This is a genomic window from Nocardia sp. NPDC051929, from assembly GCF_044548645.1.
Taxonomy (GTDB): Bacteria; Actinomycetota; Actinomycetes; order Mycobacteriales; family Mycobacteriaceae; genus Nocardia; species Nocardia sichangensis.
Genome location: NZ_JBIUCG010000009.1, coordinates 1 through 13,183, shown reverse-complemented (window position 1 = coordinate 13,183; position 13,183 = coordinate 1). Strand labels below are relative to the sequence as shown.

General features: G+C 68.1%; 14 protein-coding genes and 2 pseudogenes. 8 read left to right on the top strand and 8 right to left on the bottom strand.

Annotation, left to right across the window (positions count from 1 at the left end; all coding sequences use genetic code 11):
- Window positions 1-233 precede the first annotated feature (233 nt).
- Window positions 234-509: a hypothetical protein gene (locus ACIHAX_RS13160; protein ID WP_397277485.1), complete on the top strand. Its 276-nt coding sequence runs from the start codon at window positions 234-236 to the stop codon at window positions 507-509.
- Between the two features lie 431 nt (window positions 510-940).
- Here the strand turns inward: ACIHAX_RS13160 and ACIHAX_RS13155 are convergent, their stop codons facing one another.
- Window positions 941-1,411 (bottom strand): DIP1984 family protein, encoded by a 471-nt coding sequence (locus tag ACIHAX_RS13155; protein ID WP_397277483.1) that lies wholly within the window; start codon window positions 1,409-1,411, stop codon window positions 941-943.
- Window positions 1,412-1,480: 69 nt separating this feature from the next.
- Complete coding sequence (locus ACIHAX_RS13150; RefSeq protein WP_397277481.1) at window positions 1,481-2,707, bottom strand: FAD-dependent monooxygenase; 1,227 nt, start codon at window positions 2,705-2,707, stop codon at window positions 1,481-1,483.
- Between the two features lie 74 nt (window positions 2,708-2,781).
- Here ACIHAX_RS13150 and ACIHAX_RS13145 point away from each other — a divergent pair, with 74 nt between their 5' ends.
- The gene (locus tag ACIHAX_RS13145) at window positions 2,782-3,339 is read left to right on the top strand and encodes a helix-turn-helix domain-containing protein (protein ID WP_364432143.1); all 558 of its coding nucleotides are present in this window, start codon (window positions 2,782-2,784) and stop codon (window positions 3,337-3,339) included.
- Window positions 3,340-3,463: 124 nt separating this feature from the next.
- Here the strand turns inward: ACIHAX_RS13145 and ACIHAX_RS13140 are convergent.
- Window positions 3,464-3,586, bottom strand: a pseudogene (locus ACIHAX_RS13140) (ABC transporter permease); the annotation flags it as partial.
- Between the two features lie 51 nt (window positions 3,587-3,637).
- A complete protein-coding gene (locus ACIHAX_RS13135) occupies window positions 3,638-4,480 on the bottom strand; it encodes a TIGR03620 family F420-dependent LLM class oxidoreductase (protein WP_397277478.1) in 843 nt (280 codons plus the stop codon).
- Window positions 4,481-4,580: 100 nt separating this feature from the next.
- On the opposite strand from ACIHAX_RS13135, the gene ACIHAX_RS13130 reads away from it, so the two are divergent.
- Window positions 4,581-5,477, top strand: coding sequence for a LysR family transcriptional regulator (locus tag ACIHAX_RS13130; protein ID WP_397277476.1), 897 nt, complete (start codon window positions 4,581-4,583; stop codon window positions 5,475-5,477).
- A gap of 483 nt (window positions 5,478-5,960) precedes the next feature.
- Window positions 5,961-6,146: a hypothetical protein gene (locus ACIHAX_RS13125; protein ID WP_364432134.1), complete on the top strand. Its 186-nt coding sequence runs from the start codon at window positions 5,961-5,963 to the stop codon at window positions 6,144-6,146.
- Between the two features lie 202 nt (window positions 6,147-6,348).
- Here ACIHAX_RS13125 and ACIHAX_RS13120 read toward each other — a convergent pair whose 3' ends face one another.
- A complete protein-coding gene (locus ACIHAX_RS13120; RefSeq protein WP_355075117.1) occupies window positions 6,349-6,720 on the bottom strand; it encodes a hypothetical protein in 372 nt (123 codons plus the stop codon).
- Window positions 6,717-7,280 carry an RNA polymerase sigma factor gene (locus tag ACIHAX_RS13115; RefSeq protein ID WP_355075115.1) on the bottom strand — a complete coding sequence of 188 codons (564 nt, stop codon included), beginning with the start codon at window positions 7,278-7,280 and terminating at the stop codon, window positions 6,717-6,719. The genes ACIHAX_RS13120 and ACIHAX_RS13115 overlap by 4 nt, the downstream gene beginning before the upstream one ends.
- 280 nt (window positions 7,281-7,560) lie before the next feature.
- Between ACIHAX_RS13115 and ACIHAX_RS13110 the strand changes: the two genes are divergently transcribed.
- The 3 genes from ACIHAX_RS13110 to ACIHAX_RS13100 all read left to right on the top strand — a co-directional run bounded on the left by ACIHAX_RS13110 (window position 7,561) and on the right by ACIHAX_RS13100 (window position 10,467).
- On the top strand, window positions 7,561-8,541 hold the full coding sequence (locus tag ACIHAX_RS13110) for a DMT family transporter (RefSeq protein ID WP_397277473.1): 981 nt from the start codon (window positions 7,561-7,563) through the stop codon (window positions 8,539-8,541).
- A 54-nt stretch (window positions 8,542-8,595) separates the two neighbouring features.
- A complete protein-coding gene (locus ACIHAX_RS13105; protein ID WP_397277471.1) occupies window positions 8,596-8,745 on the top strand; it encodes a hypothetical protein in 150 nt (49 codons plus the stop codon).
- 210 nt (window positions 8,746-8,955) lie between these two features.
- A complete protein-coding gene (locus ACIHAX_RS13100) occupies window positions 8,956-10,467 on the top strand; it encodes a hypothetical protein (protein WP_397277469.1) in 1,512 nt (503 codons plus the stop codon).
- 500 nt (window positions 10,468-10,967) lie between these two features.
- On the opposite strand, the gene ACIHAX_RS13095 is transcribed toward ACIHAX_RS13100, so the two are convergent.
- Entirely contained in the window at window positions 10,968-11,537 is a 570-nt protein-coding gene (locus ACIHAX_RS13095) for a TetR/AcrR family transcriptional regulator (protein ID WP_355075111.1), read from the bottom strand.
- 99 nt (window positions 11,538-11,636) lie between these two features.
- On the opposite strand from ACIHAX_RS13095, the gene ACIHAX_RS13090 reads away from it, so the two are divergent.
- The gene (locus ACIHAX_RS13090) at window positions 11,637-12,617 is read left to right on the top strand and encodes a zinc-dependent alcohol dehydrogenase family protein (RefSeq protein ID WP_364432123.1); all 981 of its coding nucleotides are present in this window, start codon (window positions 11,637-11,639) and stop codon (window positions 12,615-12,617) included.
- 24 nt (window positions 12,618-12,641) lie between these two features.
- On the opposite strand, the pseudogene ACIHAX_RS13085 reads toward ACIHAX_RS13090, so the two are convergent.
- Window positions 12,642-12,865 (bottom strand): annotated as a pseudogene (locus ACIHAX_RS13085) (helix-turn-helix domain-containing protein); the annotation flags it as partial.
- Between the last annotated feature and the right edge of the window lie 318 nt (window positions 12,866-13,183).

Genomic DNA, 13,183 nt, shown 5'->3' with positions numbered 1-13,183 from the left:
CAAACCTACTCGGCGCTGGAGCGCTGTAGCACATCTCCCGATCCACTCCCGGCCGGGCGCGAGTGGGAGAAGCGGGAGCCGCGCCGGCGAAGAACAGCACGTCGAGGACCGTGTGCGCAAGCGGTCGAATCACCGAGCACGTGCTCAGTTGGTGCGTTGGGACCCAGCCCCGGCAGGTCGCCGGGGCCACCGAGATGACGCTGTCGTCGTCCGCGCCGACGTACTCGAACAGGGTGACCTCGGCGAACTCGGGACCACGTAGATCGGGTTCGGCGCAGGCCGGGCCGGAGCCAGGCACGTTGTCGGCGGTGCCGGTGGCCGGTGTCGCCGCGACACCGGCCACCGAGACCCCAGCGCGCAAACCGGCCGAGCCGATCGACATGCTCCAAATGCTCCAAGCCGCCGGTGCGAGCAGCGCCACCCGGCTGGGCGGTCTGGCCTTCGCCAGCGTCCTCGTGCTGCTCTTCGCCCTGCTGCTGCGTAGGCGCTCCGCGCGACCGGCACCCTGATGTCCCGGGCCGCCCACACGGAGCGCGCCGGAAATCCGATCGGACCTTCGACGCGGGCGCTTTCGCCGGGGGGGTACCACGCGGGCACGGCGCAGATCGCGGACGTCGCGGACCTGGGCGCCCACAGCGGATTCGTCATCACCGTCGACGACGACGTACGCCCCGGCCTGCGGCCCCTGCCGTGCGGCGCACTCTGGGATCGACGCGAGAGGTGGAGTGCCCCTTACCCGCCCTCGTCGTCACGGATCTGCACATGGTGGTGTGCTGTGTGCTGTGCACTGTCTCGTGTGCGCGGTGCTGGGCTGCGGTGTGAGACGGGGAATCGAACCCCTCGCACTGCCCCTCGTGCGCCGAGAAAGTGGGCCGGATATCCCGTCGGCCCGTCGGGTTCGTGCACGCCTCCGTGACGGCTACCCGCTCCACCTCTCGCGTCAATCCAGCAGGTCGACCTCCCAGTTGGAGCGCTGGATGCGCACGTCGAGTTCCCGCAGTTCCTTGGCGAGGTCATCGGCCTGCCCGCGCAGTTCCGCAACCGGCAACGCCGAGAACATCTTCAACTCGGATCGCAACTGGCGCGCGTACCCGGGCTGCCCCTTGCCCGCCGCGGCGTCCGCCGCAGCCGTGACGAGAGAGTGCCGCAGCCGCAACGCATCCCGGCGGGCCAGCGCGTCGGTCAAGGTGCCGTCGTCTCCGATCCGCACGGCGGCGTTGGTCCGATTGATGCGCCGGATCAGCGTCTCGTATTCACCGAGCACCTGTCCCGCCTCCGCCAGCAGATCCGCCGCGTCCTCAGCGGGCTCCTCCCCCTCCTGAAAGCGAGCGTTACTCACGATCCGAGCACGCAACTGTTCGATCCGGCGCGCCGAATCCGCGCGCAACGCCAACGCCTCCGCCAACTTCACTTCCCCACCTCCGGACATCGACCCATGAACGGTCGAGTATCGACCATGTCACGGTAGGAGTCACCCGAATTAACGCCCTGAGGCTCGCTCGAGGTCCGCGTAATCTCCGGCCGAGATGGTGCGGGCGACTTTCTGCGGGGCGCCGCCGATCAGGCCCCGCCACGGCAGGTACGGCAGCAGGCGCACGTTGAGATCGCGGAAGCGAATCATCGCCTTGCTCTCGGGTGCGTACCACCCGCCCACGCCCTCGGCGAACTTCTGGCAGGCGTCGACCATGGGCCGCATCCGTTGTTCGTAGCGAGCGAACGCGATGCTGTGATCGCCTGCGGCGGCGGCCAACTCGCCCGCGAGGGTGTAGGCGCCGACCAGGGAGAGGTCCGCGCCCTGCCCGGACAGCGGTGACGCGCAGTAGCCTGCGTCACCGACGAGGGCGATGCGGCCCTTGTGCCAGCTGTCCATGCGAATCTGCGCCATCGCGTCGAAATAGAAATCCGGCGCGGGATCGAGGTGGGCGAGCAGTTGCGGCACCTGCCAGCCGAGGCCGGCGAAGGTGTCGGCGACGATCTTCTTCTGTTGCTCGATGTCGCGGTAGTCGTAGTCGATCGGATCGGATGCCCACGCGAAAATCGCTTTGGCTCGCGTGTTCTCCCGGGCGCTGTAGGCTCCGGCGATCTTGCCGGGAGTGTTGTAGTCCAGCTCCCAGTGATCGAGGTCGAGGAAGTTCGGGATCGTGTAGATGCAGATGTAGTAGCCCATATGCCGCGCGAACTGCGACTCCGAACCGAAAACCATTGTGCGCGTGTTCGAATGAACACCATCGGCGCCGATGACCAGGTCGAAGGTGCGTGACCGGGCGTGCTCGAAGCTCACCCGCACGCCCTCCTCGTCCTGCTCCAGAGCGGTGATGGAGTCGCCGAAGAGGTACTCGACGTCGTCGCTGGTGGCCTCATACAACACTCGCGCGAGATCGCCGCGCTGGATCTCGGTGTCCCCGTTGGCACCGACACCGTTGAACGTCTCGCTGCTGATGCTGGCCCGCGTTCTGCCGGTGGCGTCGACGTAGGAGGTGCCGCGCTTGCCCGTACTCATCTCGTGCACCCGGTCGAGCAGGCCCATGCGCCGCACCACCTCGGTGGCGGTGCCCAGCACGTCGATGGCCTGCCCGCCCTCGCGCAGGGTCGGCGATTTCTCCACGATCGTCGGGGTGAACCCGTAGCGCTTGAGCCAGAAGGCCAGGGCGGGACCGGCGATGCTGGCGCCGGAGATCAGGACGTTTCGATTGCTCATCTGCCGCATGCCACGAACCGTACAACGGTGTTGCGCATCTGCGCAAGACAAATGTCTAAGGCGATTGCGCTACCATGATCCATATGGGAAACCGTGAGGATCTGCTGGCAGGCGCACGCCGCTGCCTGTTCGACAAGGGCTACGCACGTACCACGGTGCGCGACATCGCCACCGCCGCCGGGGTGAGCATGGCGGCCATCGGGTACCACTTCGGCACCAAAGAGGCCCTGCTCACCGAAGCGCTGGCCGAGGCGACCCGCGAATGGGGCGCCGATCTCGAACACGCGCTCACCCGGTTGCCCGACGAGACCGACCCGTGGCAGCGCTTCGCCGACCGCTGGGACGCGGTGCTGGCCACGCTCGCCGCCCATCGCGGGGTGTGGTCGGCCACCTTCGACGCGCTGGCCCACCCCGAGGCCCGCGCCCGGCTCGCCGAGAACCTCGACGAGGCCCGTTCCGGCTTGGCCCGACTCTTCGACGGCGTCGCCGAAACCGACACCGCCGCGGCGCGCAGTCTCGGCACCCTTTATCAAGCCCTGCTCACCGGCGTCGCGGCGCAATACCTCATCGACCCAGAGAGCGCGCCGACCGGAAGCGACCTCGCCGAAGCCCTGCGCCGCATCACCGATCCCACTCGTTGAGATCGCCGACGCGGGACACCGCCACTTTCGCCTGCCACACGCCGGGGTGAGGTTCCAGTGGCGAGTGGTGTCGAGCGACCGGGTTCGAAGCCGAACCAGCACAACGGTGCCGGTGGCGTTTCCGCGCCGATCGAACCCGCACGATGAACCACGACTGCTCGAGGAACGCTCTGGTCTGGAACAGTCTCCGGAACAAGAACCGCACCGCGTCCGTCGACATGGCGAACAGCCCTCCGACGGCCTGCATCGGGCGAATTCGATGAGGCCAGGCGGTTCGTAAACGAACGGGTAGCCGGTGTCAGTTCCGTGGCACGGCGCTGAATACCGCGTCGGCGATCGTACGGAGCGTGCCGATCGGGTCGTCGCCGAGGGCGGTGAGGCCGACGTGGTTCGCGCCCGCTTCGAGGGAGACCCGGATGCCCGCGGCCACGGTGGCCGGATCGCCGTGCAGCACGAGAGCGTCGATCAGGCGATCGCTGCCCGGCTCGGTGAGGTCGGCGTCGGTGAAGCCGATGCGGCGCAGATTGGCGGTGTAGTTGGCGACGTGCAAGGCAGGGGCCGCGGCGTGGGCTCGGCCGGTCGTGCGGCCTCGTTCGACATCGCTGTCCAGCACAACCATTTGGCCGGGCAACACCAGCGGGCGAGCGCCGAGGATCTCCCGCGCTCGCCGAATATATTCGGGCGTCACCAGAACCGGGATCGTCCCGGCGGCGCGGTCGCGCACCAGGCGCAGCATCCTCGGCCCCAATGCCGCCAGCACCACCCGGTCCGAGGGCACACCGGCGTCGGCCAGCTCGGCGAGGTAAGCCACCATCGCGTCGTAGGGCGACGCGTACTCCGGATCCGTTTCGCGATGTCCGGCGCCGATCCCGAGGATCAACCGATCGGGGTGTTCGGCCGCGATCCGGTGGTAGGAGGCGGCCACCGTCCTCGCGTCGGTGGTCCAGATGTTCACCACGGCGGTGCCGACCACGAGATGCTCTGTGGCGTCGAGTATCCGCGCGGCCACGGTCAGATCGGCGGGTGGCGAGATGGTCAGCCACAACGCGCCGTACCCGGATCTTTCGATTTCGGCCGCTTGCCGCAGGGTCACCTCGCTGTGGCGCAGGTGGGCTCCGAGCGTACCCAGTTCGATGCTCATGACTTCGACTCCAGCACGGGATGGTTGGAGGCAGCCAGACCCGATTCCGCTGCGCAGCAATAACATGATGTGATCGCCGCAGGTACCGACGGGAGGCACAGTGGAATTACGTGCTCTGCGATACTTCGTCGCCGTCGCCGAGGAGCTCCATTTCGGCCGGGCCGCCGAGCGGCTGCGCATCGTGCAACCGGCGGTCAGCCAGCAGATCGCACGACTGGAACGAGAACTGGGGGTCCGGCTGTTCGACAGATCGCCACGCCGCGTCCAGCTCACCGAGGCGGGGCGTGGCGTGCTCGCCGCGGCGCGGGACGCGCTCGCCGCCGCCGACCGAGTTCGCGCTGTCGCCGGTCGGCCCGCCGCGACAGTACGCATCGGCACCACGGCAGGACTGACCGCCCGCCTCGAGCGCGGCATCGATGCGCTGCGCGAACACACCCCGGCGTTCGAAGTCGTCCTCGTCGATCTGCCGGTCGTCGAGCGGCTGAACGCGCTGCGGCGCGGCGAACTCGACTTGGCGCTGGCCCGCGGTGTGGTCTCCGCGCCAGGGCTCACCGTCTCACCGACCTGGTCGGAACCGCTGCGCGCGGTGGTGTCCAGAGATCATCCCGCCGCGGCGCGCGGCGTAGCCGCCATCACCGACCTGGCCGGGGACGCACTGCGGGTCCCGTCCCGGCAGTCCGATCCGCCGCTGCACGACGCGATCGACGCCGCGTTCCGAGAAGCCGGAGTGCGTCCGAAGTTCGGCCGGCCTATCGGAACCACCCAGGACGCCGTGGTCGAGATCGGTTCCGACCCGCACAGCTGGGCCTTGCTTCCGGCGGACCAGATCGCCGAAACCGATTCCCTCCGAGTCCGCGTACTGCCGGTCACCCCACCGATAGCGATCACCGGCAGCGTGATCACCCTCGAGCAGCTCTCAGACCACGCCTGCTGCACCGTCGCCTGCGCGGTTTCGGCGTTCGGCGACGCCACGGCAGACGCGGACAACGGGATGTGACGCGGGCGGAATGCGCCCGCGCGGGAGGCGGTTCGAGACTCACCCCAGAACACCACTTGCACGCCGCCGTCGTCCAGCGCCTTCAGCAGACCCCGGCGCGCCCGGCGATCGCATTCGCAGACGTCGGCGGCCACCGCGAGAGCGTGCGGCTGACGCCCCTGCCCGCGCGGGGCGAGCACTTGCTCGAGGTCGAGCGCCTCCGCGCCGAGGATGCGCAGCGGTCGCGTGTCCGACGGGTCGGTCACCAGCGCCGTGACATCCCACCCGGCGACCGAGCGGTCGAACAACCATCCGCCCGCGTGCTGGATTACGTCGACGATGCTGGTCGCGACGACGTCGAGGCGGTATCTCTTCGTTCCCCATCCGGCGCGAAGTCGCGCGCCAGTGAATCGTGTCCGGAACGTGCTGCTGGACAGGTGAAGGTTCCGGGAGCACTTCGAGCCGGTCGCCCATTCTGCCGCCGAGACGGCCAGCCACAGCACCGTGCCGGTCGGGTTCTCCCGCAACCCGCGCCGCGATCACCGTCGGCCCGCTCCCCTGCTCGGCCAGCACAACACGGAGCTGCTCACCGCACTCGGCCTGAGCGAGAAGGAGATTCACGCTTCGGAAGCCGACGGTGTCATCGGGGGACTTCCCGAGGTCGCGCGGTCGCCGGTGAAGTCCGACTGATCATCGCGGACTCGGACTCGAGTCGCCGCAGCGTACAACCCACATCGCCACCGCGATAGCGCCATGTCGCCGTCCATCGCGACGACCTCGTTCGACCTGTCCGGAGGGAATTCGGCAGCTCAGCGGCGCACAGCGACCCGGACCGCACCGAGCCGAGCGCACCCCGCGATCATGCGCTCGGCCTCGATGGACGACGGCCCCGTCAGTCCCGGCGTGAGAAGTCCCGCGGTGACCGAACCGCGACACGGTGATCGGCGAAGAGCGATACCGCCGAGTCGGGCACTTGATCGACTGTCGTGTGCTCTGTCCGACCGTGCCCGGCAGGGGTCAATCGACACTGACCGTCGACGCACGAACGCCGCAACCGGCCCCGGGAGATCGTCTGCACCAATCCGATCGCCCAGCAGGTCGGGCACCCGCGCAGTGCGAGCAGACCCACCGGCGCGAGCAGCAAGCTGAACGCCCCGAATACCGGCAGCAATGCGATCGCGCCGATCAGCGCGCCGAAGCCCGCGACACCGCGGGCCAGGTGCCGGGGCACCGAGGCGCTGGCGAAGCTTCGCTCGTCGGTCATTTCGTTCGCTCCTCTCCGGAGTCCGGCCACGGTGTGTTCCGCAGCTCGTGCTGGACCGTCGCGCGGGCGCGGTGCAGCCGTGACTTCATCGCCGCGACGCTGAGCCCGAGCATGCCCGCGACCGTGCGGCCGCTGTATCCCTGCACATCGCGCATGATCAGTACCCGCCGCTGGTCGGCGGGCAGCGCCGCGATCACGGCCGCCACCCGGCCCGCTTCGAGCCGCCGCACCGCCTCCTCCTCGGCCGACGCCACGGCGGCGTCGGGAATCGGCTCGGGCTGCCTGATCTTCGTTCGCCACTGCCGCAGGCACTCGTTGCGGACGATGCGGAACATCCACGACGCCAACGCGCCGGAGGCCCGCAAGGTCCCGATCTTGCGGTAGAGGATGATCAGCGCCTCCTGTGCGGCGTCCTCCGCGTCTTCGGCGGAGGCGCACAGTGTGTGGGCGAACCGGCGGACATGCGGATAGGAGCCCGATACCAGTGTGGTGATCGCGGCGGCGTCGCCCTCGCGCGCTGCCACGACCAACTGTTCGTCGGGCCAGATCCGGTCAGTCACGGGAGCGGCTCCGGCGGCGAAGCAGCGTCACGCTACACCAGCCGACCAGCACGGCGGCGACAGCGACAGCGGCAATGATCACAACGACCTCCTCGTTACCGTGCCGACCCGATTGCCGGCACGACTATGAGAGGACCGACCTCGGGAAAAGGATTCACACCGAATCTCAGCACGACGCCACGCGCGTTCGAACCAGTGCTCCGGTCCAATCGCCTGCGCACCTCGCCATCGCGCGGATAATCGGATGCCCTCGCCGATCCTTCGGTTGTAGCGTCGGCCGATGCTCAATGGTTCGCGGCGGCAGCGATTTCTGGGAGCGGTGTCGCGCGGAGTTCGGGCACGGCCCCGGTCGGCGATGGCCGTGGGCGCGCTCGGCGTCGCGACCTCGGGGGTCTTCATCGATCTGTCCGGCGTCGCACCGGCCACCGCCACGTTCTTCCGTTGTGCGTTGCCGTTGCCGTTGCTGTGGCCGCTGGCCGGTGGTGAACGGGGCCGGGAAGGTGCGCTGTCCTGGCGACAGGCCGCGGTCGCTGTCACCGCCGGTGTGCTGTTCGCCGCGGATGCGCTGCTGTGGACGCGAGCGATCTACGAGGTCGGCGCCGGATTGACCGCGGTGCTGGTGAACGCGCAGGTCGTCATCGTTCCGCTGCTGGCGCTGCTCATCGACCGCGAGCCGATTCGGGGCGCGTTCCTCGTCGTCTCGCCGTTCCTGGTGGCGGGCATCCTGCTCACCGGCGGCGTCTTCGAGACCGGAGCCTCCGGCAGCGACCCCGTATCGGGCACGGTCCACGCCGTCCTCGCCGCGTTGTGCTACTCGGCGTTCCTGTTCCTCCTGCGCCGCGGCGGGCACAACGGGCAGGTGGTCCAGTCCTACCGGGTGGTGCTCCTGTCCGCGGCCGTCGTCGGAGCGCTGTGGCCAGGGGTCACATTCACGCCGGGCTGGGCGGCTCTGGGCTGGCTGGCCCTGACGGCGGTGTGCGGACAGATCGGCGGCTGGCTGTTGATCGCCCTGGCCACCGCCCACCTGAGCAGCACGGTGAGCGCGGCCATGCTCATGCTGACCCCGGTCGGTGCGCTCGCCTTGGCGGCGGTCGTCCTCGGCGAGCAGCCCACGATGCTCCAGTTGTCCGGCTGCGCACTGATACTCGTCAGCGCCTACGCGGCTTCGACGTCCGGCTCCGGACGACGCCGGATCACGGCCACCGTCCGGAAACGACTGGGCGACTCGCGAAAGCCGCCGCCTGAAATCCGCAGCCGGTAAGCCTCGTCGACGGTGCCATCGATGTTTCCACGCTCCGGCTGGAACTCTCGGTGCATGCCCCGGTGTCGCTCCTCGGTCGCCCGGCCGCTGGGCGTCTCGCGCACCACGAACGACACCGACCTCGGCAAGCAGTTGGGCGGCCGGGGAGGACCGCCCGATGCCGGATATCGCATGGACGACGAGCCGGCGGCGTCGCGCCGTTGAAGCAGAAGCGTAGGTGACGGTGGCTGCCCCGGTTCACTCGAAAGAGGTGAATCGGTCGCGCTCGAATGTTCCTACAGTCGACGGGTGTGGCCCTTGGCTACTCGGCCGGGGGCGGCATGAGTAGCCCGGGGCTTCGCCGGATCTGCGGCGAAGCCGATCCACGTGGCGCAACCGCTCATCTCATGGCATATCCGGCCAAGGAGGACGACTATGACGACGTATGCACCGGTCACCATCCAGCAGGCACAGTTCCCGATCATCGAATCGTTCACCCAGGACACCGTGACCAACCCGCACTGGCATCTACTGGGCAGCGCGCGGCTGCACGACGGCAGCCTGGAACTCACCCCCAACGCCAACTCCCAGGCCGGGACAGCGTTCCTTGATCAGGCGTTCTCCTCCACGCTCGGGGTCACCATCGACTTCGACTACTCCTGCGAGGGAGCAGCCATGCTCGGCGACGGCTTCAGCGTCTACGTGATCGACGGCGCGCACACCACCCAGCCCGGCGGTATCGGCGCCGCACTCGGCTACTCGACTACGAAAACGGGGTCGGGGCAGATCGTGGCACCCGGGGTCACCGCCGGATTCGTCGGCGTCGGCTTCGACAACTTCGGGAACTTCGCCACACCCCTGGCCGGTACCGGAGGCGGTACATCACGGCCCAACACTCTCGGGGTACGCGGAGCAGGCAACCTGCGGGAAGGGTTCAGGTGGCTCACCGGCGTTGCGGTGCCGGGCGGATTCCGCGCGGATTGGGAGCGCGGCGCTCACATCCAGGTCTCCATCATCGGCGGTCGGCTCACGGTTCGGCACGCCGACAAGACCAACCCGAACGGCACCCTGCTGATCGACAATTTCGATCTCGGCGGTGCGGACGGTCAGCCCCGCGTGCCCGAGACCTTCAAGTTGGGCTTCGCGGCCGGAACCGGCGCCGCGACCGCCTACCACCGCATCAGGAACCTGAAGGTGACCCTGCCCGCGGAAATGCCTCTGGAGATCAGCGGCCCGCAGACAGCACAGTCGGGGCATCGGATCACCTACACCATCGGTGTGCAGAATCTCGGCCCCAACGACGCCCCCGACGCCGTGCTCGACGGCACCGTCCCGACAGAGCTGACCGATCTGGAACTGACCTGCCAAGCCGACAACGGAGCTGTCTGCGGCACCGGTTCGGTTCGCGACGGCTTGCACATGCCGATCGACCTGCCCAAGGGCGGCAAAGCGGTCATCCACCTGACCGGCACGATCGATCCGCAGTTCGAGGGCCGACTCACCTGCACCAGCCTCATCACCTCACCTTCACGCGCCAATACCGCCGAACGACACTCCGGCTCGGTCACCACCGATGTCGACCGACCGCCCGTCACCGTCTCCCCCGTGATCGTCGGGCAGTGGCCCCAGACCTGGCCCGACGACGCGAAGGGCTGGGTCATCAGCTACGAACTCACTCTGGCCGCCCACGAACAGCGGGTGGTGTGGTGGGAGATCGGTTTCGACGTCCCGCCACGAACCCGCATCAATCCCCAGCAGAGTCAGTGGTACAGCGTGATCAAGGACGGCACAGACGGATCGGTCGTGATCGCTACGCCGGATGACACCCACACCATCGAGCCCGGGACACCCCTGACCGTCGCCGTACAACTGCTCTACCCCTCCCAGTACGACGCGGGCGACGGCACCCTGCGCAACCTCCACGCCACCGAGGTGACTCGCCCATAGCCCGGTCGCCAACCCACTCATCCGGAGCCGATGCCCACCGAAGGGCGCGGAATTCGTCGAGACGGAACCGAGCAGGCTGAGCTGACGACAGGACCCAGATTAGAAGGGTGAAGTCCAGCTGAACAGCGTCAGGACGGTGCGAGAACCACCTCATCCTGACGCTGTTCGCGCCGTTGGGAGCGCACCGCCAGGTCCGGCGGATCTCGACGCGGCCGGGATCGGGGAGGTCGCCAATCGAACTGGCGGCTGGCGGGTTGCCAACGGTTCGCTGGGGCGCGGGCGCACGCTGCTGTGGAGGACGCGCTGAGCCGCACGGTGGAACAGATTCGCGCGGCCACGGTCAACAGCGGCGAACCGCTTGACCGATTGCGGACCGCGGTGGAGCTGCTGTTCCAGTCGTGCCGACCGGATACCGACGCGCGCAGACCGCTTTCACCGAGTTCTCGCCGCAGCTCCTGAGCTCTCGGCCGCCACGCCTAGCCGAGCGAGATCTCCGGAGGTCACGCCCGGCGCTCGAGAGTTCCCAGAAAGCTCTCGGCGGCGTCCTGGACCCGGTCGCGGTCGCCGGTGGCGAGCAGGTCGAGCAGCAGGCCGCGGATCGTGGCGATCACCAATGTGGCTGTGCGAGCCGCGGTCTCGGGGTCGGTGTCGGACGCCTGGGCTTCGCACAGTGCGATCTTCCAGTCGGTGACGACATGGTCGAGGAAGTCGGCGAATTGGCGCGGAGCTTGCAGAGCGCGCCCGTAGACGGCGAAGAACAGTTTGAACTCCGCCCACCGCCGCGGGTCGGAGCTGCGGGTCCAGACCGCGCGGGCTGCCGTCGCAAGGTCGGGATGCGCGCCCGCCGCATCACCGGTGGCAGCGAACATGCGCCGCCGCAACCGCTCGAGGATGGCCTGAAGCATTTGTTCTTTGGTGCCGAAGTGGTGCACCAGGGTGGTCGGTGAGACCCCGAGGCCTGCCGCGACCGGCCGCCACGACAGTTCGGAGAGCCCATGCTCGATCGTGTAGTCGACCACCGCCTCGAGCAGCTCTTCCCGGTGTCGATGGTCGACCGGCCGCCCTGCCATCGTTGCGCTCCCTCGTTCGCGGATTGACATTCCTAAAACGACTGTACTAGAAATTGTTCCTAGAACGACTGTACAAGAAATTTGAGTCAGGAGCCTTCCATGTCACGAGTCGTCGTCTTCGACGAGACCGGCGCCCCCGAAGTCCTGCGCATCATCGACGAGCCGGTCGGCGACCCGGGCATCGACGAGGTGCGAATCAAGGTCGAAGCCATCGGCATCAACCGACTGGACCAGATGGTGCGTGCGGGCATGTCCCCGCGGCCGATCCGAATGCCACACGCCCGTCTCGGAGTCGAAGCAACCGGAACGATCGATGCCCTCGGCGCCGAGGTCGAGGGATGGGCGATCGGCGATGCGGTCGTCGTCACCGCCGTGCCCGACATGGACATCAACGGCACCTACGCCGAACACATCGTCCTGCCCGCCGATCGGGTCATCGCTCGACCCGCCGGACTGGACGCCACGAGCGCCGCAGCGCTATGGGTGGCCTACTCCACCGCCTACGGCGCCCTCGTCGAGAAGGCCGCGATGCGACCCGGTCACCATGTCCTGATCACCGCCGCCTCCAGCTCTGTCGGCCTCGCCGCCATCCAGATCGCCAACCAGATCGGCGCTGTTCCCCTAGCCGTCACCCGGCACGCCGCGAAGCGGGACATCTTGCTGGCCACCGGCGCCGCCGCTGTCATCGTCACCGACCACGACGATGTCGTCGAGGCCACGCACCGGCACACCGCCGGGGCCGGCGCCGACATCGTCTTGGACTCCGTCATGGGTCCCGGCCTGGCCCAATTGGCCGACGCGGCAAAGCCATTCAGCGGCACCCTGGTCACGGTGGGCTGGCTCGATCCCCGGCCCGCGCCGTTCCCGGCCAGCCCGATCACGATGATCCGGTACATGAGCTTCGAGCACACCCTCGACCCTGTGGCGGTGCGCCGCATCGCGGCATTCCTGACCGCGGGAATCCGCACCGGCGCCCTGCACCCCACGATCGACAGCGTGTTCACCCTCGACGACATCGTCGCCGCACACCACCACCTGGAACAGGGACATCAGGTCGGCAAAATCGTCGTCACCATCTGACCCTCGCGTTGCGTTCAGCGGGGCTTGCAGCGCGGTGGCCAGGGCGTCGTGGACGGATTCGGAGGCGCCTGCGAGGCTGCCGCGTTCCATGCGCACGTAGTAGTCGACCGAGACCCCCGCCGCGCGCGCCAACTCCTCGCGCCGCAACCCCGGCACCCGTCGATGGGCCACAACCCCGCCGCCTCCGGAGTGATGCGTTCACGCCTGCTGTAGCGGGGATTTGGTGCTAACAATGGAGAGCTCCCGATGGTCGAGCCGCTGAAGACCGATCTGGATGAGATCACATCACTTGGGGCGCAGTTGAATACGAGGGCCGGTGAAATCGCGCAAATCAATAGCCTGCCCATATCTCACCGGCCCACTCGGACAACATTGACCTCGTCGGTGCGATCGAGGTTGATATCGACGCCGAACCAGCCCAGTGTGGACCCACCGGCTACGGCCGTTGCGGGCCGCGACACCCTCTTCTGACGACGCCACGGCCAATGGCATGTGATGTATATCACATAATGGAACGGCGTCTAGAACGGCCACGTCCAAGTAGATGAATGAGAGGGCTTATCCCA

Coding starts and splice junctions, on each gene's coding strand:
- ACIHAX_RS13095 (WP_355075111.1), bottom strand. CDS start 11,537: ATGGCAGGGCGGCCGGTCGACCATCGACACCGGGAAGAGCTGCTCGAG.
- ACIHAX_RS13110 (WP_397277473.1), top strand. CDS start 7,561: ATGCTCAATGGTTCGCGGCGGCAGCGATTTCTGGGAGCGGTGTCGCGC.
- ACIHAX_RS13145 (WP_364432143.1), top strand. CDS start 2,782: ATGGGAAACCGTGAGGATCTGCTGGCAGGCGCACGCCGCTGCCTGTTC.
- ACIHAX_RS13090 (WP_364432123.1), top strand. CDS start 11,637: ATGTCACGAGTCGTCGTCTTCGACGAGACCGGCGCCCCCGAAGTCCTG.
- ACIHAX_RS13100 (WP_397277469.1), top strand. CDS start 8,956: ATGACGACGTATGCACCGGTCACCATCCAGCAGGCACAGTTCCCGATC.
- ACIHAX_RS13135 (WP_397277478.1), bottom strand. CDS start 4,480: ATGAGCATCGAACTGGGTACGCTCGGAGCCCACCTGCGCCACAGCGAG.
- ACIHAX_RS13150 (WP_397277481.1), bottom strand. CDS start 2,707: ATGCGGCAGATGAGCAATCGAAACGTCCTGATCTCCGGCGCCAGCATC.
- ACIHAX_RS13120 (WP_355075117.1), bottom strand. CDS start 6,720: ATGACCGACGAGCGAAGCTTCGCCAGCGCCTCGGTGCCCCGGCACCTG.
- ACIHAX_RS13105 (WP_397277471.1), top strand. CDS start 8,596: ATGCCCCGGTGTCGCTCCTCGGTCGCCCGGCCGCTGGGCGTCTCGCGC.